Source organism: Solwaraspora sp. WMMB335, assembly GCF_049179075.1.
Classification (GTDB): Bacteria; Actinomycetota; Actinomycetes; order Mycobacteriales; family Micromonosporaceae; genus Micromonospora_E.
The window spans coordinates 7,085,422-7,102,966 of record NZ_JBMHMF010000001.1 but is presented as its reverse complement, the minus strand read 5'-3'; the positions used below and the strand labels follow the sequence as shown (position 1 = coordinate 7,102,966).

The 17,545-nt window shown below is 72.8% G+C and carries 11 protein-coding genes; 2 read left to right on the top strand and 9 right to left on the bottom strand.

Going from position 1 to position 17,545, the window contains the following annotated elements; all coding sequences use genetic code 11:
• Positions 1-2,775 carry an FtsK/SpoIIIE domain-containing protein gene (locus ACN27F_RS30615; RefSeq protein ID WP_421438937.1) on the bottom strand — a complete coding sequence of 925 codons (2,775 nt, stop codon included), beginning with the start codon at positions 2,773-2,775 and terminating at the stop codon, positions 1-3.
• Between the two features lie 165 nt (positions 2,776-2,940).
• On the opposite strand from ACN27F_RS30615, the gene ACN27F_RS30610 reads away from it, so the two are divergent.
• Positions 2,941-3,156, top strand: coding sequence for a hypothetical protein (locus tag ACN27F_RS30610; protein WP_421438936.1), 216 nt, complete (start codon positions 2,941-2,943; stop codon positions 3,154-3,156).
• 233 nt (positions 3,157-3,389) lie between these two features.
• Here the strand turns inward: ACN27F_RS30610 and ACN27F_RS30605 are convergent, their stop codons facing one another.
• The 3 genes from ACN27F_RS30605 to gltB form a co-directional block, all read right to left on the bottom strand.
• Complete coding sequence (locus ACN27F_RS30605; protein ID WP_421438935.1) at positions 3,390-4,184, bottom strand: SGNH/GDSL hydrolase family protein; 795 nt, start codon at positions 4,182-4,184, stop codon at positions 3,390-3,392.
• A 240-nt stretch (positions 4,185-4,424) separates the two neighbouring features.
• Positions 4,425-5,993 carry a glutamate synthase subunit beta gene (locus ACN27F_RS30600; protein WP_421438934.1) on the bottom strand — a complete coding sequence of 523 codons (1,569 nt, stop codon included), beginning with the start codon at positions 5,991-5,993 and terminating at the stop codon, positions 4,425-4,427.
• Entirely contained in the window at positions 5,986-10,590 is a 4,605-nt protein-coding gene (gene gltB, locus ACN27F_RS30595; RefSeq protein WP_421438932.1) for a glutamate synthase large subunit, read from the bottom strand. The genes ACN27F_RS30600 and gltB overlap by 8 nt, the downstream gene beginning before the upstream one ends.
• 146 nt (positions 10,591-10,736) lie before the next feature.
• Between gltB and ACN27F_RS30590 the strand changes: the two genes are divergently transcribed.
• Complete coding sequence (locus tag ACN27F_RS30590) at positions 10,737-11,729, top strand: GNAT family N-acetyltransferase (protein WP_421438931.1); 993 nt, start codon at positions 10,737-10,739, stop codon at positions 11,727-11,729.
• A gap of 114 nt (positions 11,730-11,843) precedes the next feature.
• Here the strand turns inward: ACN27F_RS30590 and ACN27F_RS30585 are convergent, their stop codons facing one another.
• The 5 genes from ACN27F_RS30585 to trpC are packed head-to-tail and all read right to left on the bottom strand — an operon-like array spanning position 11,844 to position 17,386.
• Complete coding sequence (locus ACN27F_RS30585) at positions 11,844-13,061, bottom strand: FAD-dependent oxidoreductase (RefSeq protein ID WP_421438930.1); 1,218 nt, start codon at positions 13,059-13,061, stop codon at positions 11,844-11,846.
• 33 nt (positions 13,062-13,094) lie between these two features.
• Positions 13,095-14,462: a prolipoprotein diacylglyceryl transferase gene (gene lgt / locus ACN27F_RS30580; RefSeq protein ID WP_421438929.1), complete on the bottom strand. Its 1,368-nt coding sequence runs from the start codon at positions 14,460-14,462 to the stop codon at positions 13,095-13,097.
• A gap of 28 nt (positions 14,463-14,490) precedes the next feature.
• The gene (gene trpA / locus ACN27F_RS30575) at positions 14,491-15,291 is read right to left on the bottom strand and encodes a tryptophan synthase subunit alpha (protein ID WP_421438928.1); all 801 of its coding nucleotides are present in this window, start codon (positions 15,289-15,291) and stop codon (positions 14,491-14,493) included.
• Positions 15,291-16,586: a tryptophan synthase subunit beta gene (gene trpB / locus ACN27F_RS30570; protein ID WP_421438927.1), complete on the bottom strand. Its 1,296-nt coding sequence runs from the start codon at positions 16,584-16,586 to the stop codon at positions 15,291-15,293. Before trpB ends, trpA begins: the two co-directional genes overlap by 1 nt.
• The gene (gene trpC, locus ACN27F_RS30565; RefSeq protein WP_421440563.1) at positions 16,583-17,386 is read right to left on the bottom strand and encodes an indole-3-glycerol phosphate synthase TrpC; all 804 of its coding nucleotides are present in this window, start codon (positions 17,384-17,386) and stop codon (positions 16,583-16,585) included. Before trpC ends, trpB begins: the two co-directional genes overlap by 4 nt.
• Positions 17,387-17,545: the final 159 nt, after the last annotated feature.

Below are 17,545 nucleotides of genomic sequence, written 5' to 3'. Positions count from 1 at the left end.
TCAGCCTTCCTCGTCCAGCTCGCGGCCGGGCAGCGCGAACGGCACGATCAACCGGGTCCGCTGGTCGTGCCGGTCGATCAGCAGCGCCCGGTTGGGTCGCGGCCGGTACGCCACGTCGTGGGTGCCCAGGTAGGAGCCGAGCTCACCGCCGGGCACGTTCAACGCCACCAGGCAGGCCAGGTCGTCGCGGTTGTGCGAGCCGCCGAGGTCGTCGGCGAGCCGGCGCAGCCCGCGCCACCAGCCCAACAGGTGTACGCCGTGACCCGGCCCCTGGCGCAGCACCACCTGCAGGTCGTCCAGCCCAGATCTGAACATGTCGTCCTTGGCGCCGAGCACCCCGGCGGCGGCGTCCATCCCGAACACCACCAGATAGGTACGGCCGGCACCGGCCGGCCCCTGGTCGGTGCGGCCGGCACCGGCCGGCGGGGTGGCGTCCGGTTCGGCCAGCTGACGCAGCTCCTCGCGCAGGTCTGCGGCGCCCAGCCGGGTGATCGGGTGCCCGAGCGCGTGCAGCACGTCGGCGGTGGTCTCGGCGACCTCGTCGGCGCTGGCGACCAGCGGGGCGAGCAGGAACCGGGCCTGCCCGGCCGGCTCCTGCCTGGCCAGGCTGACCACTGCGGCGTGCAGCACGTCGGCGGCGTGCCCGGTGGTGCCGACCACCGCGACGTGCCGGCCCGGGGAGGCGTCCAGGGCGAACAGCGCCGACGTGCGGTCCACGTCGACCTGCCGGCCGACCAGGGCGAGCGGGCGACGCCCGCCGGGGGCCAACGAGCGGTACGTCGGGTCGTCGTCCAGGTGCGCCGCCTCGTACCCCTTGAAGATCGCCGGGGGCCGGGAGCCGGACGCCCGCGCCTGCCACAGCTCGTGGCGCAGCGCGGCGACCCGGCGGGCGCCGCCGTGCGCGTCCGGGAAGCGGATGACCGTGTTGGCACCGGCGATGCCGGCGGACGCGTTGACGATCGCCTGGCCGATGGACAGCGCGCCGGCCGCGTCGTTGAGCACGTCGAGCACCCCGCCACCGCCGGGCAGCGCCACCCGCAACGGGAACTGGCCGAAGATCGAGTCGGTCTTGCCGTACAGGGCCTCGATGCCGGACATGCTCTGGCTGGCCAACACCAGGTGTACGCCGTACGAGCGGCCCTTGCGGGCCAGCTCCTCCAGCAGCGCGGCGGCCTCCCGGGCGACCGAGTCGTTGCCCTCGAACAACACGTGGAACTCGTCGATCACGGCGACGGTGCGCGGCACCGGGTTGCCGTCGCGGGGCAGGTCGGCCAGCTTGGTCACGCCGTGGCGCTTCATCGCCGACGCCCGCCGGTTCAGCTCCCGGCGCAGCTCGCGCAGCACCGCCACGCCGTACTCGCGGTCGGATTCGATGCCGACGGCGCGGGCGTGCGGAATCCACGACGGGTCCCGCCCGGTCGGCACGAACTCGGTGAAACTGACGCCCTCCTTGAAATCGAGCAGGTACAGCGCCAGCTCGTCGGGTGGGTAGCGGGCGGCCAGGCCGTAGAGCAGGTCCAGCAGGAAGACGGTCTTGCCGGCACCGGTGCGCCCGCCGACCAGCCAGTGTGGGGTGGCGTCGTCGAAGGCGAGGATCGCCGGCTCCCTGCCGGCCCGGCCGACCACGGTGTGCAGGCCGGTGTCGGAGCTCTCGGTCCAGGTCTGCGGCGGCAGCAGGTCGGCGAATTCCAGGGCGGTGCCGCGCCGGTGCAGTTCGCCGAGGCGGTCGGCGATCGCCTCCACCACCCGTGCGGGCGGGTCGCCGTCCAGGGCGACCGGGGCGGCCAGGCCGGTGCCGTCGGAGCTGAACGGGTGTCCGGGCGGATCACCCAGCCAGCCCCGGTTGCCGTCCAACCTGAGCTGGGTGGCGGCGCCCAGCGCCGGTGGCTGCACCCCGGTGCCCTGCGGCGGGTAGCCGGCGACCACCACGCAGACCCGGGCGGCGGTGCCGGCGTGGGTGAACGCGGCCAGCCGCATCAGGTCGCCCCGGTTGTCCGGCAGCGCTCCGGCGACCACGACCAGCAGCTCGCCGGTCGCGCCGGTGCGTGACTGGGCGGCGCGGACATGCTGGTCGGCGTCGTCGAGCAGCGCCTTGGCCTCGGCGTCGGTGGCGGCCGGCGGCCCCATCACCCCGGCCTGCACGAGCGGACGCAGCGGCAGGAACGTGGCGCCCATCGAGGTGGTGTCCAGGGCGAGCACCCGCACGGTGCCGGCCGGCGCGGCGGCGAGCAGCCGGACGACGAGGCTGCGCAGCAGCGCGGCGATGCGCGGCTGGCGGGCGTCGGCGTCGATCGCCAGGTGCGCACCGGCGCCGAGCGGCACCAGCGCGGGGAACTCGACGGCACCGCCGCCGGGGCGGCCGGACACAGCGCTGCCGAGCGTGCCGGGGCGGGCCATGCCGACCCGTACCGGGGCCGGCCCGGCGGCCAGGTCCTGCACGGACCCGGTGGCGCCGGTGGTCAGGGTCTCGCCGACGGCACGCAGTTGATCGGTGACGTCGCCGAGGTCCGGTGGTGCCGGTGCGGGACTGTCCGCTATGGCCGATCGCGCGGTGGCCAGGTGGGCCGCTGCCTGCCGGTGGGCGGCCACCGCCCGACGGTACGCGGCACCGAAGCTCATCACGCCGTCCCCGATCGCGCCGTGCCCTGCGGTGTCGTCTTCTGCGGTATCGCCCCCGGCAGTGCCCTGCCCGCCCGGGACGGCACCGCGCCCGCCCGGGACGGTGCCCTGCGCAGACCGTTCACCCGCACCCCCACCGTGCACTCGGGTAGCCACGGGAACACTATCCGAATCGGCCACGCCCTGTTAAGCCGGCCACCGGACCGCCCGGTCGCCTGGACCGACAGTCTGCCCGACACTCCGGAGCGGCTGGTGATGACGTCAAGGTACCCGAAATGCACCTACTATTCGTAATCTGCGCAGGACCACAACTGTCGAAAGTTGCGCCGGCTCGTCGATCGGCTCGACAAGCCGCTCGGTGTCCTCGGTGTCCTGTTCCTGCTCCTGGTGATCGGGCAGTTCGTCAGCACCCACCCGACGACGTCGGCCGTGTTGGTCGTGGCGAGCTGGGTGTTGTGGGCGGTCGTCGTCGCCGAGTTCTCGCTGCGCGCCTGGCTGGCCCGCCACCACCCCGGCCGCTTCCGGCGGCGCAACTGATGGCAGCTGATCTTCCTGGCCGTCCCGGTGCTGAGATTCAGGCGCTGCATGACGTCACGCTCACCACGATCACCGGGCAACGGATGGTCGCCCAGGATCCGTTCGCCCAAGGCCTGGAGCTGGTGAGGTTCCCACCCGGACCGCCCGGGGTGTGGCGGCCCGGTCCCCGTGGTGCGGTCGGGGACCGGACCGCCCGGCCCGATCGCCGGCCCGGCGTAGCGCCGGAGCCGGACTCAGCCGGTGACCGTGCGCAGCGCGGTCAGGTAGCCCTCGCGGTATCCGGCGGCGTTCGGGTGGTACGCGGCGACCAACGCCGAGAAGTCGTTGATCCACGGGCTCGCGCCGCAGACCCCGTGCCCGGCGAACTGCCCCCGGGTGTCCACGAAGGTCGCCCCGGCGGCCGTGGCGCGACCCTCGATGATCTGCGCGAGCAGGTCCGCCGCATCGTTGATCATGGCGCGTCGGGACAGGCTCATGCTGAGCAGTCCGCAGTAGCGCGACTCCTCGAACAGCCGCGGATAGCCGAGGACGATCAACTGGGCGTTCGCCGCCCGCTGCCTGATGGCGGCGTACGTGGCGTCCAGCCGGCCCGGCAGTTGGTCGGTGGCGAACCGTTCGGCCCGGTCGACCGCGCTGGCGCACGACGACTCACTGCCCAGCCGGCAGCTGAGCACCACGTCGACGAACCCGGCGTCGTTGCCGCCGATGGTGATGGTGACCATCGTGGTGCCGGCGTCCAGCGCGGACACCTGGTTGTTGATGACGTCCGAGGTGACCGCTCCGGTGCAGGCGGGGAAGCGGAAGCTGGCCGGCGAGTTGGCCGCCGCCCACAGTGGCGCGTACGCGCGGTCGCTGCGCAGGCAGCTCGTCTCGTACGAGCCGGCACCGACGCCGGAGGAGAACGAGTCGCCGAGGGCGACGTAGTGCACGGCCTGGGTGGGGGCGGCCTGGGCAGGGGCGACGACGAGCACGGCGCCGAGGGTGACGGCCAGCGCGACAGCGGCGCGGACCAGGGGACGCAGGGTCATTGACGGACCTCCACGAAGGATGGGGGGATCCTCGTGGCCGCGCGCGTGGCCGTGGGAAGTAACTGTTGTTACTAGTCGGTAATGCTATCGAAACATCGACATACCCGGAAGCCATCCACCCTCACGATCCTGGACTTATCGATGGACAAAAGGCACAAAAGCTCTCGATAAGTCCGAGATCGCCGGGGCGGCGGGAGCCGGACGAGGGTGGCGGGCGAGGGTGGCGGGCGGTGAGGGCGGTCAGCGGGCGGCGAGCGGCTGGGCGGAGGGCTCCACCGGCGCCGGCAGCTCCCCCACCCCGCCGAGGTACGAGTGGATGGCCGCGGCCGCCGCCCGCCCCTCGGCGATCGCCCACACGATCAGCGACGCGCCCCGGTGCATGTCGCCGGCGACGAAGACCCCCTTGGTGGCGGTCTGCCAGGTGCCGTCGGAGTCGATCGCGCCCCGCCGGTTACGCACCAGCGCGAGCTGCTCCAGCAGCGGCTGCCGCTCGGTGCCCTCGAAGCCGATGGCCAGCAGCACCAGGTCCGCCGGCAGCTCCCGCTCGGTGCCCGGGACGACGGTCAGGATCCGCTCGCCGTCGCGCTTGGTCACCGTCACCTCGGCGATGCGCACCGCCCGCACCGCGCCGGAACCGTCGTCGACGAACTCCTGCACCGCGACGGCGAAGACCCGCTCGCCGCCCTCCTCGTGCGCCGGGTACTCGCGCAGCACCCACGGCCAGGTCGGCCACGGGTCCCGGGCCTCGTCGCGGGCGCTCGGCGGCTCCGGGTAGAGGTCGAGCTGGTAGACCCCGGCCGCGCCCTGCCGGTGCGCCACCCCGAGACAGTCGGCGGCGGTGTCACCACCGCCGATGATCACCACATGCTTGCCGGCCGCGTCGATCGCCGGCCGCCCCACCGGTACGCCGTCCACATGCGACGAATCATCGCCGGCGGGCGGCTCGACGGCGACCACGCCGGCGGCCTCGGCCGAGCGGGCCCGCGCCGCCGCGACGGCCACCACCCGGTTCGACTCGACCAGGTGCTCCATCGCCAGGTGCACCCCGCGCAGCGTCCGACCCGGAGTGGCCGGCGTGTCCCGGCCGGCCAGCGCGCCGCAGGCCAGCAGCACCGCGTCGTGGTCGGCCCGCAGCTGCTCGGCGGTCACGTCCACCCCGACGTTCACCCCGGTACGCAGCTGCACGCCCTCGGCCTCCAGCTGGACCAGCCGCCGGTCGATGTGCTCCTTCTCCAGCTTGAAGTCGGGGATGCCGTAACGCATCAGGCCGCCGATCGCGTCGTCGCGCTCGTACACGGTCACCGCGTGCCCGGCGCGGGCCAGCTGCTGGGCGGCGGCCAGACCGGCCGGGCCGGAGCCGACCACCGCCACCCGCTTACCCGACGGTGCCGGCACCACCTGCGGAGTGACCAGGCCTGCGCCGAACGCCCGGTTGATGATCTCCACCTCGACCTGCTTGATGGTCACCGGCGCGCCACCGGCGATGCTGAGCACGCAGGCCGCCTCGCACGGCGCCGGGCACAGCCGGCCGGTGAACTCCGGGAAGTTGTTGGTGGCGTGCAGCGACTCGATCGCCGCCGCCCAGCCACCGGTGCGCACCAGGTCGTTCCAGTCCGGGATCCGGTTGCCCAACGGGCAGCCGTCGTGGCAGAACGGGATGCCGCAGTCCATGCAGCGGGTGGCCTGCTCGCGGATCAGCTCGTCGGTGGCCGGCGGATAGACCTCCCGCCAGTCGGAGATCCGCACCGGCACCGGGCGGCGTGCCGGCAGCCGCCGCCCGATCCGTAGGAAACCGGTCGGGTCAGGCACGAGCCACCTCCATGACGGCCTCATCCACGTCACGGCCGGCGGCTTCGGCGGCCCGCATCGCGTCCAGCACTCGCTTGTAGTCCCGTGGCACCACGGCGGTGAACTCCTCCACCGCCTCCGGCCAGCGCTTGAGCAGCGACTCGGCAACCGCCGAGTCGGTTTCGGCGAAATGCCGCTCCACCAGCTCGCGCAGCAGCACCTCGGCCTCGGGCGACACCGACTCCAGCTCGACCAGCTCCCGGTTGACCCGGTCCGGGTCCAACCGCCACAGGTACGCCGTACCGCCGGACATGCCGGCGGCGAAGTTACGCCCGGTCGTGCCGAGCACCACGACCGTACCGCCGGTCATGTACTCGCAGCCGTGGTCGCCGACGCCTTCGACGACGGTGACCGCGCCCGAGTTGCGCACCGCGAACCGCTCCCCGACCCGCCCGCGCAGGAACAGCTCACCGGCGGTGGCCCCGTACAGGATGGTGTTGCCGGCGATGATCTGCTCCTCGGCGCCGGCGCCACCGGGCGCGGCGAACGGGGCAGCCGGGTCCGGCCGCACGATCAGCCGGCCACCGGACAGGCCCTTGCCGACGTAGTCGTTGGCGTCGCCGACCAGCCGCAGCGTCACCCCGCGCGGCAGGAACGCGCCGAACGACTGCCCGGCGGTGCCGGTCAGGGTGAACTCGACGGTGTCGTCGGGCAGTCCGGCGCCGCCGGCCACCCTGGTCACCTCGCCGCCGAGCATCGCGCCGACGCTGCGGTGCTCGTTGCGCACCGCCACCGCCGCCCGGACCTTGGCGCGCTCGGTCAGCGCCGGCGCGGCGAGGGCGATGAGCGTGTTGTCGAGTGCCTTGTCGAGCCCGTGGTCCTGGGCACGGACGCCGCGCAGCGCCGCCCCGGCCGGCAGCGCCGGCACGTGCAGCACCCGGGACAGGTCCAGGCCCCGGGCCTTCCAGTGGTCCACCGCCGGTGCGGTGTCCAGCAGGTCGGCCCGGCCGATCGCCTCGTCGAGGCTGCGCAAGCCGAGCTCGGCCAGGTAGCCACGGACCTCCTCGGCGAGGAACAGGAAGAAGTTCTCGACGAACTCCGGTCGGCCGGTGAAGCGTTCCCGCAGCACCGGGTTCTGGGTGGCGATGCCGACCGGGCAGGTGTCCAGGTGGCAGACCCGCATCATCACGCAGCCCTCGACGATCAGCGGGGCGGTGGCGAAGCCGTACTCCTCGGCGCCGAGCAGCGCCGCGATCAGCACGTCACGGCCGGTCTTGAGCTGGCCGTCGACCTGGACGGTGACCCGGTCGCGCAGCTTGTTGAGCAGCAGCGTCTGCTGCGTCTCGGCCAGGCCCAGCTCCCACGGGGTGCCGGCGTGCTTGAGCGAGTTCAACGGCGACGCGCCGGTGCCGCCGTCGTGGCCGGAGATCAGGATGACGTCGGCCTTGAGCTTGGCCACCCCGGCCGCGATGGTGCCGACGCCGATCTCGCTGACCAGCTTGACGTGCACCCGGGCGACCGGGTTGACGCACTTGAGGTCGTGCACCAGCTGGGCGAGGTCCTCGATGGAGTAGATGTCGTGGTGCGGCGGCGGGGAGATCAGCCCGACGCCGGGGGTGGCGTGGCGGGTCCTGGCGATCCACGGCCACACCTTGTTGCCGGGCAGCTGCCCGCCCTCGCCCGGCTTGGCGCCCTGCGCCATCTTGATCTGGATGTCGTCGGCGTTGACCAGGTACTCGCTGGTGACGCCGAACCGGCCGGAGGCGATCTGCTTGACCGCCGAACGCCGCGCCGGGTCGTAGAGCCGATCGACGTCCTCGCCGCCCTCGCCGGTGTTGGACCGCCCGCCGAGCCGGTTCATCGCGATCGCCAGGGTCTCGTGCGCCTCGGCGGAGATCGAGCCGTAGCTCATCGCCCCGGTGGCGAACCGCTTGACGATCTCGCCGACCGGTTCGACCTCGTCGATCGGCACCGGCTCGCGGACCCCGGCGCGCAGCGTGAACAGCCCGCGCAGCGAGCCGGCCCGGGCGGCCAGGTCGTCGACGGTACGGGTGTAGCGGCGGAACACGTCGTACTGCCCGGAGCGGGTGGCGTGCTGCAGCAGGAACACCGTCTCCGGGTTGAACAGGTGCAGTTCGCCCTCGCGCCGCCACTGGTACTCGCCGCCGACGTCGAGGCGGCGGTGGGCGCGTTCGGCGCTGTTCGCCGGGTAGGCGCGGGCGTGCCGGACGGCGATCTCGGCGTGGATGCCGGCCAGGCCGACCCCGCCGACGGTGCCCGGGGTGCCGGCGAAGTAGCGCTCGACCAGTCGCGGGTCCAGGCCGACGGCTTCGAAGACCTGCGCCCCGCAGTACGAGGAGACCGTCGAGATGCCCATCTTCGACATGATCTTCAACACGCCCTTGCCGAGCGCCTTGACGTAGTTGCGCACCGCCTCGGTCGAGCTGATGCCGGGCAGCGCGCCGGTGGCGATCAGGTCCTCGACCGACTCGAAGGCCAGGTACGGGTTGACCGCGGCGGCACCGTAGCCGATCAGCACGGCGGCGTGGTGCACCTCGCGGCAGTCGCCGGACTCGACCAGCAGCGCCACCTGGGTGCGGGTCTGCTCGCGGACCAGGTGCTGGTGCACGGCGGCGGTGAGCAGCAGCGACGGGATCGGCGCCAGGTCGGGGGTGGAGTCGCGGTCGGACAGCACGAAGATGCGGACGCCGTCCTCGATCGCCTCGGAGACGTGCCGGCAGATCTCGGTCAGCCGGGCCTTGATGCCGGCCGCGCCGTCGCGCAGCGGGTAGAGCCCGGAGACCCGCACCGCCTTGAAGCCGGGCAGGTCGCCGTCCTCGTCCACGGACAGGATCTTGGCCAGCTCGTCGTTGTCGACGATCGGGTACGGCAGCACGATCTGCCGGCAGCTGGCCGCGCCCGGGGCGAGCAGGTTGCCCTCCGGGCCGATGGTGGACTGCAGGCTGGTCACCATCTCCTCCCGGATGGCGTCCAGCGGCGGGTTGGTGACCTGGGCGAACAGCTGATGGAAGTAGTCGAACAGCAGCCGCGGCCGGGTGGACAGCGGAGCGATCGGGGTGTCGGTGCCCATCGACCCGATCGGCTCGACGCCCCTGCGGGCCATCGGCGCGATCAGGATCTTCAGCTCCTCCTCGGTGTAGCCGAAGGTCTGCTGGCGGCGCTGCACCGAGTCGTGGGCGTAGACGATGTGGTCGCGTTCGGGCAGGTCCCGCAGCTCGATCAGGCCGGCGTGCAGCCACTCGGCGTACGGCTGGGCGGCGGCCAGCTCGGCCTTGATCTCCTCGTCGGTGACGATCCGGCCGGCCACGGTGTCGACCAGGAACATCCGGCCGGGACGCAGCCGGCCCTTGGCGACCACGGTCGCCGGGTCCAGGTCGAGCACACCGGCCTCGCTGCCGAGCACGACGAGGCCGTCGCTGGTGCGCCACCAGCGGCCGGGCCGCAGGCCGTTGCGGTCCAGCACGGCACCGACGAGCTCACCGTCGGTGAAGGCGACCGAGGCCGGGCCGTCCCACGGCTCCATCAGGCTGGCGTGGAAGCGGTAGAAGGCCCGCTTCGCCGGGTCCATCCCGGGGTCGTTCTCCCACGCCTCGGGGATCATCATCAGTACGGCGTGCGGCAGGCTCCGCCCGGCCAGGTGCAGCAGTTCGAGGACCTCGTCGAAGTTGGCCGAGTCGGAGGCCTGCGGGGTGCAGATCGGGAACAGCCGGCGGATGTTGCCGGCGATGTCGGCGGTGGCGAGCAGCGCCTCGCGGGCGTTCATCCAGTTCTTGTTGCCCCGGATCGTGTTGATCTCGCCGTTGTGCGCGATGAACCGGTACGGGTGGGCCAGCGGCCAGGACGGGAACGTGTTGGTGGAGAACCGGGAGTGCACCAGGGCGATCGCGCTGGCCACCCGCTCGTCACGCAGGTCGGGGTAGAACTGCGGCAACTGGTCGGGGGTGAGCATGCCCTTGTAGACCATGGTGCGCCCGGACAGTGACGGGAAGTAGGCGGTGATCCCGCGCTCGGCGCTCTCCCGCTCGGCCTGTTTGCGGACGCAGAACGCGACCCGGTCCAGGTCGAGGCCGGTCAACGGGGTGCCGGCCGCCCCGGACGGCGAGTCGGTGAGCCGCTCGGCGGCCAGGAACAGCTGCCGGATCCGGGGGCGGGCGGCGTCGGCGCTCTCGCCGAGGTCGTCCGGCTCGATCGGCACGTCCCGCCAGCCCAGCACCTCGGCACCTTCGACGAGGGCGTACTTCTCGATGATCCGGCGGGCGCGGGCCTCGTCGGCGTCGTCGGTCGGCAGGAAGGCCAGACCGGTGGCGTACTGGCCGGCGGGTGGCAACTCGAAGTCGACCACCGCGCGCAGGAAACCGTCCGGCACCTGGATCATGATGCCGGCGCCGTCGCCGGTGTTCTGTTCCGCGCCCCGGGCGCCGCGGTGGTCCAGCCGGCAGAGCGCGCCGAGCCCCTTGGCGACCACGTCGTGCGAGCGACGGCCGTTGAGATCGGCCACGAAGGCCACACCGCAGGCGTCGTGCTCCTGGGCCGGGTCGTAGAGACCCTGCGCCTGCGGCAGGGAACTGTGCGGTCCCTGCGGGTACGGAAGAACCACCGGGCCTCCTGTCGTCACTCGCGGTCGTACAGAAATCGGGACGACGTCGGCCCTGGAGAGTTTATAGAGTCTACGTGAGGGGCCACCGGACACCACCAGTGCGAATTGATCACAGGTCCACGATCTGGGACGTGTAGTCTCACAAGGTGGCCAACCAGGAGAACGGACTCCTCGCCCGGCTGGACCGGTTCTGCGATGCCGTGCCGCGTGCCGCCGCCCATTTCGAAGAGCTGGGCGATTATGTACTTTTCGTGCGGGATGGGGCGGCGGGTTGGCCCTTCTACGCCCGCCCCCGGGTAGGCGTAACCGCACGGCCGGCCGCCGCCGACATCACCACGGTACGCGCTCGACAAAGAGAACTGGGCCTGCCCGAGTCCTTTGAATGGATCCATGAACGAAACCCGGACCTGCTGGCCGTGGCGCGCTCGGCCGGTCTCGGCGTACAGCAGGCACCGTTGATGGTCCTCGACCCGGCCGCGCTGGCGCCGACGGACCGGTTCGCCGACCTGTCCGTGCGGCTGCTCGACCCGGATTCGCCTACTTTCGCCGCCGAACTGGCCACCTGGTACGCGGTCACCCAGGCCGCCTTCGGATCGCACGCCGACGGCCCCACCGCGCTGCCGTCAGTCGCGTCGGAGAGCCCGGAGATTGTTACAGTGACATTTCCCACTGTCGATGATGGTCATTCGGGCACGGTTCAGGCCGACGCGAACGGTGCCGGTGCCGCTGACAGTGCCGTCGGCAGCGCCGCTGACAGCGCCGACGGCTTGGCGGCGGTGGCGGATCCGGCTGCTGCCGGAGTCGCCGGGCTGGTCACGGCCGAACGGCTCGCGATCCGCTCCGGTGCCCGGGCCATCGCCCTGGCCCGCCTGCCCGGCGACGTACGGGCCACCGCGGCAGGCTCGCTACATCGGGTCGGCGACGTCGCCGAGATCGCCGGCGTGGGCACCTTGCCTGCGGCCCGTCGGCGCGGGCTCGCCTCGGCCGTCACCCTCACGCTGGCCGGCCACGCCCTGGCCGATGGCGTCGAGCTGATCTTCCTTGCCGCCAACGACGACGACGTGGCGGTGCTCTACCACCGCCTCGGCTTCCGCCGCGTGGGCACCTCCTGCATCGCCGCCCCCAGCACCCACCCCTGATCCTTGACCCCTAACGCCCCGCCACGTCCCCGACGATTTTGGACTGGTCGCGCGCTTTTGTCGGCTTTGTCGCTTGACAAGTCCAGGATCGCGCGTGAGGGGTGACGGGGTGGATCAGCGCGGTGCGGGTGGCTGCCACTGGGCGGCGGTGTCGGCGACGCTGCCCATCAGGCGTGGGCTGAGGGTGTCGAGCAGGGCGTCCCGGGCCCGCAGCATCAGCCGGCCCCGTGCCTGCAGCACCGCGGCCATCCGACGGGTCTGCCGCACCACGGCCACCGTCCGGGGGTGACGCAGCCGGCCGTACTCCTCGATCGCCGCGTTGAGCTGCCGACCCGGCACCGCGTCCCGGACCAGGGCGCACAGCGTCGCCGCGTCCTCGAAGGCCAGGCAGGCACCCTGCCCCAGATGGTGTGGCATGGCGTGCGCCGCGTCGCCGAGCAACGCCACGCCGCCCGGTCCGGCCACGAAGCCGTACGCCTGCGGCAACGGCCGCAACTCGCGGACCTCCTGCTGCACCAGATCGTCCGGCTCGGTGGCGGCGAGCAGTTCACCGACCGGACTCGGCCAGTCGGCGAACCAGCGGCGCAGCAGCGTCAACTGGGTGGTGGGCGGCTCCGGACGCGAGGCGCCGGCCGCGGTGGCCACCCAGTAGATCCCGCCCCGGCTGGACGCCCCCGCCGAGCCGCGCTCCCCGAGCGACGCCGAGACGAACCGGTAGCCGGCGCCGAGAACGTCGCCCGACACGGGCCGGTCCGCCGGCAGCTGCGGTGCCCGGTACCAGGGAATGACCGCGCGCCACGCGGCGCAGCCGGAGCTGATCACCGCACTCGCCGGAGCCAGCGCCGGACGCAGCGTGCTGCGTACCCCGTCGGCAGCGATCACCAGGTCACCGTCGACCGCGCCGCGGTCGGTGACGACCGCCGGCCGGTCCGCCGACTGGTCCGCCGACGTCGGCCGCAGCCCACGGGCGCAGACCCCGGTACGGATCTCCACCTGCTCGCCGAGCCCGGCCATCAGCGCGTCGTACAGGTCCTCACGGTGCACCACCACCGGAGTCCGCTCCGGTGGCGCGGACCGGGGCTGCACCAGCCACTGCCCGTTCGGGCGACGTACCCCGGTCTCGGTCAGCGGGGTCGCGACAGCGTCGAGGCCGGCGCCGAGGCCAAGCGCCGTCAGCGCACGCACCCCGTTGGGCCACAACACGAGTGCCGTGCCATCGGACCGGATCCGGTCCGCGCGTTCCAGCAGCGTGACCCGCCAACCCGTACGCGCCAGCGCACCTGCGGCCGCGAGACCACCGATCCCGGCCCCCACCACGACGGCTGTCCGCATCCGCCCGCCCCCTGGATGGCTAGCTGCCGGCACTCATCGGTCGGTCTTGTGATCGGTGTCGGCGACGGCGACCGGATCGGCGGCCGTGCCCGAGTCGGTGGCGGCATCGGCCTCAGGGACGGCATCGGCCGCGGCGGACACGGGTTCCGGGTCGGCCGCGTCATCGCCGGTAACCGCTGCGGGCAGCGCGCCGGTTCGCTCGTACTCACGGAACTGTTGCTCGGTGACCGGCCGGTAGCCGGCGGGTTCGCTGCTCGGCGCCGGCTTGCCGGAAACGTCGACCTGCGAGACCCCGCCCGCCGGCTCGGCGTCGGCGGCCGGCGCCGGCTGGGCCTGGCCGTCGGCGGCCGGCGTCGGTGCTTCGGCTGGCGCCGGTGCTCCCGTCGCCGTCGGTGCTTCGGCTGGCGCCGGTGCTCCCGTCGCCGTCGGTGCTTCGGCTGGCGCCGGTGCTCCCGTCGCCGTCGGTGCTTCGGCCGGTGGCAACGGCTGCCCGGCGGCATCGACCGGGATGAGGAACTGCTGCGGACCGTGCACCCGCAGCAGGTAGACCAGCGCGCCGAGGAAGACCAGCACCGAGGTGAACACGTTGACCCGGATGCCGACGAACTCGGTCGCCGGATCGGTGCGCATCATCTCGATCCAGAATCGACCGGCGGTGTACGCCATCACGTACAGCGCGAACGCCCGCCCGACACCGAGCTTCCACCGGCGCTCCGCCCAGATCACCACAGCGGCGACCCCGACGTTCCACACCGCCTCGTAAAGGAACGTCGGATGGTAGAGCCCCGGCTCCAGCACCGGTTCGCCGTCCGGGCCGCGCAACGCCTGGCCGGGGTTGACGGGATCCATCTGGTGCACCTGCAGCCCCCACGGCAGGGTGGTCGGGCCGCCGTACAGCTCGTTGTTGAACCAGTTGCCGAACCGGCCGACCGCCTGGGCGAGCGGGAGACCGGGAGCCAGCGCGTCGGCGACCACGGTGAGCGGGATGCCGAGCTGACGGGCGGCCAGCCAGGCACCGACCGCGCCGCCGGCGACCGCGCCCCAGATACCGAGGCCGCCCTGCCAGATGTAGAAGGCTTCGATCGGGTTGCCGTTGGCACCGAAGTACCCCTGCGGCGAGCTGATCACGTGGTAGAGCCGGGCACCGAGGATGCCGAACGGCACCGCCCAGATGGCGATGTCGAGCACCGCCCACGGCCGGGCACCGCGCTGGCGCAGCCGGTATTCGGTGACCGCGCAGGCCACGACGATGCCTGCGACGATGCAGAGCGCGTACGCCCTGATGGGTATCGGACCGAGCTGCCAGACCGCGGTGGCCGGGCTGGGGATCGCGGCGAGTGTCACGGGTGCACACGCTACCGTCGCGGACCGCGAACCGGGCACCCCGGTCCCGGTTGACATCGCGTGTCTAGCGCCGTGATGTCGCGTTTTAGCGTCGCACCGCCCGGACCCCGGCGGCCAGGTCCGCGCTGAGCTGGCGCAGCGTGGACAGCCCGGCGGCCTGGTCCGGCGCGTCGAGCAGGCAGCGGACGAGCGCACTGCCGACGATCACCCCGTCGGCGAACGAACCGACCTCGGCCGTCTGGGCGCCGTTGCCGACCCCGAGGCCGACGCCCACCGGCAGGTCGGTGACCTCGCGCAGCCGCCGGACCAGGGTCGGCGCGGCGCTGGAGGTCTGCTCCCGGGCACCGGTGACGCCCATCAGCGCGGTCGCGTAGACGAAGCCCCGGCAGTGCCGCACGGTCATCGCCAGCCGGGCGTCGGTGGACGACGGGGAGACGAGGAAGGTCCGGTCCAGGCCGTACGCGTCGGAGGCGGCCAGCCACTCGCCGGCCTCGTCGGGAATGAGGTCGGGGGTGATCAGGCCGGTGCCGCCGGCCGCCGCGAGGTCGCGGGCGAAGGCGTCGACCCCGTACCGCTCGATCGGGTTCCAGTAGGTCATGGTGACCACCGGGGCGCCGGTGGCGGCGACCGCTTCGATGATCCGCAGCGCGTCGGCGGTGCGGACCCCACCGGCGAGGGCGATGTCGCTGGCCCGCTGGATCACCGGACCGTCCATCACCGGATCGGAGTACGGCAGCTCGACCTCGATGACGTCGACTCCGGCGTCGACCATCGCCCGCATCGCGGCGATGCTGCCGTCGACCGTCGGGAAGCCGGCCGGCATGCAGCCGACCAGGACCGCCCGGCCCTCCGCGCGGGCTTTGTCGAACGCGACCGTGATGCTCATCAGTCCTGCCCGTCGAGGATGCCGAAGTAGCTGCCGGCGGTGTGCACGTCCTTGTCGCCCCGGCCGGAGAGGTTGATCACGACGGTCGGCTCGCGGCCCAGTTCGGCGGTGAGCTCCGGGATGATCTTCACCGCGCCGGCGAGGGCGTGTGCGCTCTCGATCGCCGGGATGATCCCTTCGGTGCGGCACAGCAGCTGGAACGCCTCCATCGCCTCGGCGTCGGTGACCGGGCGGTAGCGGGCCCGGCCGGTGTCGTGCAGCCAGGCGTGCTCCGGCCCGACCGCCGGGTAGTCCAACCCGGCCGAGATCGAGTGCGAGTCCAGGGTCTGTCCGTCGGCGTCCTGCAGCAGGTACGTGCGGGCACCGTGCAGCACTCCGGCGGCACCGCCGGTGATGCTGGCCGCGTGCCGGCCGGTGGTCACCCCGTCCCCGCCGGCCTCGAAGCCGTACAGCCGCACCTGCTCGTCGCCGACGAAGGCGTGGAAGATGCCGATGGCGTTGGACCCGCCGCCGACACAGGCGGCGATCGCGTCCGGCAGCCCGCCGTAGCCGTCCAGGCACTGCTGGCGGGCCTCGTCGCCGATGCCGCGGACGAAATCGCGGACCATCGCCGGGAACGGGTGCGGCCCGGCGGCCGTGCCGATCAGGTAGTGGGTGTGGTCGACGCTGGCCACCCAGTCGCGCAGCGCCTCGTTGAGGGCATCCTTGAGGGTGCGTGAACCGGTGGTGACCGGGACGACCGTGGCGCCGAGCATCCGCATCCGGGCCACGTTCAGCGCCTGTCGCTCGGTGTCCACCTCACCCATGTAGACCACGCATTCGAGGTCCAGCAGGGCGGCGGCGGTGGCGCTGGCCACACCGTGCTGACCGGCGCCGGTCTCGGCGATGATCCGCGGCTTGCCCATCCGCCGGGTCAGCAGGGCCTGACCGAGGACGTTGCGCACCTTGTGCGCCCCGGTGTGGTTGAGGTCCTCCCGCTTGAGCAGCACCCGGGCGCCGACCTGGGCGGACAGCCGGTGCGCCGGGTAGAGCATCGACGGGGTGCCGGCGTAGTCGCGCAGCAGCCGATCGAACTCCGCCCGGAAGCCGTCGTCGGCCATCGCCTGCCGGTACGCGACGTCGAGTTCGTCGAGGGCGGCGACCAGCGCTTCGGGCACGAACCGCCCGCCGTAGCGGCCGAAGTGCCCGGTGCCGTCCGGCAGCTGGCTGTCGGCCTGCGGACCATCGACCTGAGGACCGTCGGCTCGCGGACCGCCGGCTCGCGAGCCGGCCGAGGTGCCGGCCGGGGCGCTCATCGGGCCGGCCTCGGGGTCGCCGGGTGGTTACCCGCGTTGACCAGCTCGGCGACTGCCGCGCGTGGGCTCTTCTGGGTCACCAGGCCCTCCCCGACCAGGACGGCGTCGGCACCGGCCGACGCGTACCGGATCAGGTCGTGCGGGCCACGCACGCCGGATTCGGCGATCTTGACGACGTTGTTGGGCAGCCCCGGGGCGATCCGCTCGAACACCGACCGGTCCACTTCCAGGCTCCGCAGGTCGCGGGCGTTGACCCCGATCACCTGGGCGCCGGCCTCCAACGCCCGGTCGGCCTCCTCCTCGGTGTGCACCTCGACCAGCGCGGTCATGCCCAGAGACTCGATCCGCTCCAGCAGACCGACCAGCACGTTCTGCTCAAGGGCGACGACCATCAGCAGCACCAGGTCGGCGCCGTAGGCGCGGGCCTCGTGCACCTGGTAGCTGGAGACGATGAAGTCCTTGCGCAGCACGGGCACGTCGACCGCGGCCCGGACCACGGTGAGGTCGTCCAGCGAGCCGCCGAACCAGCGGCCCTCGGTGAGCACGCTGATGCAGCGGGCACCACCGGCGGCGTACTCGCTCGCCAACTCGGCCGGATCCGGGATGTCGGCCAACGCACCCTTCGACGGCGAGGAGCGCTTGACCTCGGCGATCACCCCGACGCCCGGCCGACGCAGTGCCGCGCAGGCGTCGATCGGCGGCGGCGCGGCGGCGGCGAGTTCACGGATGCGGCTCAGCGGAACCGTCTGCTCGCGCCGCTCGACGTCGGCTCGTACGCCAGCGAGGATCTCATCGAGCACGCTGAGCGCCGGCACGGCCGGTCCGGCGCTATCGTCCTGGTCAGCAGTCACCAACGGACTCCCTCCGGGTGTCATGCGCCCGATGCTATGGGGCGGCGCAGGGTAGCCAGAGTCGGGGGTATGGCGCGCCTCACGAAACGGCCTGCGGCATAATGCCGA

What these genes read in the sequence shown, in the direction of transcription:
- ACN27F_RS30605 (WP_421438935.1), bottom strand. Translation starts at nt 4,184, where the DNA reads ATGACCCTGCGTCCCCTGGTCCGCGCCGCTGTCGCGCTGGCCGTCACC.
- ACN27F_RS30585 (WP_421438930.1), bottom strand. Translation starts at nt 13,061, where the DNA reads ATGCGGACAGCCGTCGTGGTGGGGGCCGGGATCGGTGGTCTCGCGGCC.
- trpB (WP_421438927.1), bottom strand. Translation starts at nt 16,586, where the DNA reads ATGAGCGCCCCGGCCGGCACCTCGGCCGGCTCGCGAGCCGGCGGTCCG.
- trpA (WP_421438928.1), bottom strand. Translation starts at nt 15,291, where the DNA reads ATGAGCATCACGGTCGCGTTCGACAAAGCCCGCGCGGAGGGCCGGGCG.
- lgt (WP_421438929.1), bottom strand. Translation starts at nt 14,462, where the DNA reads ATGTCAACCGGGACCGGGGTGCCCGGTTCGCGGTCCGCGACGGTAGCG.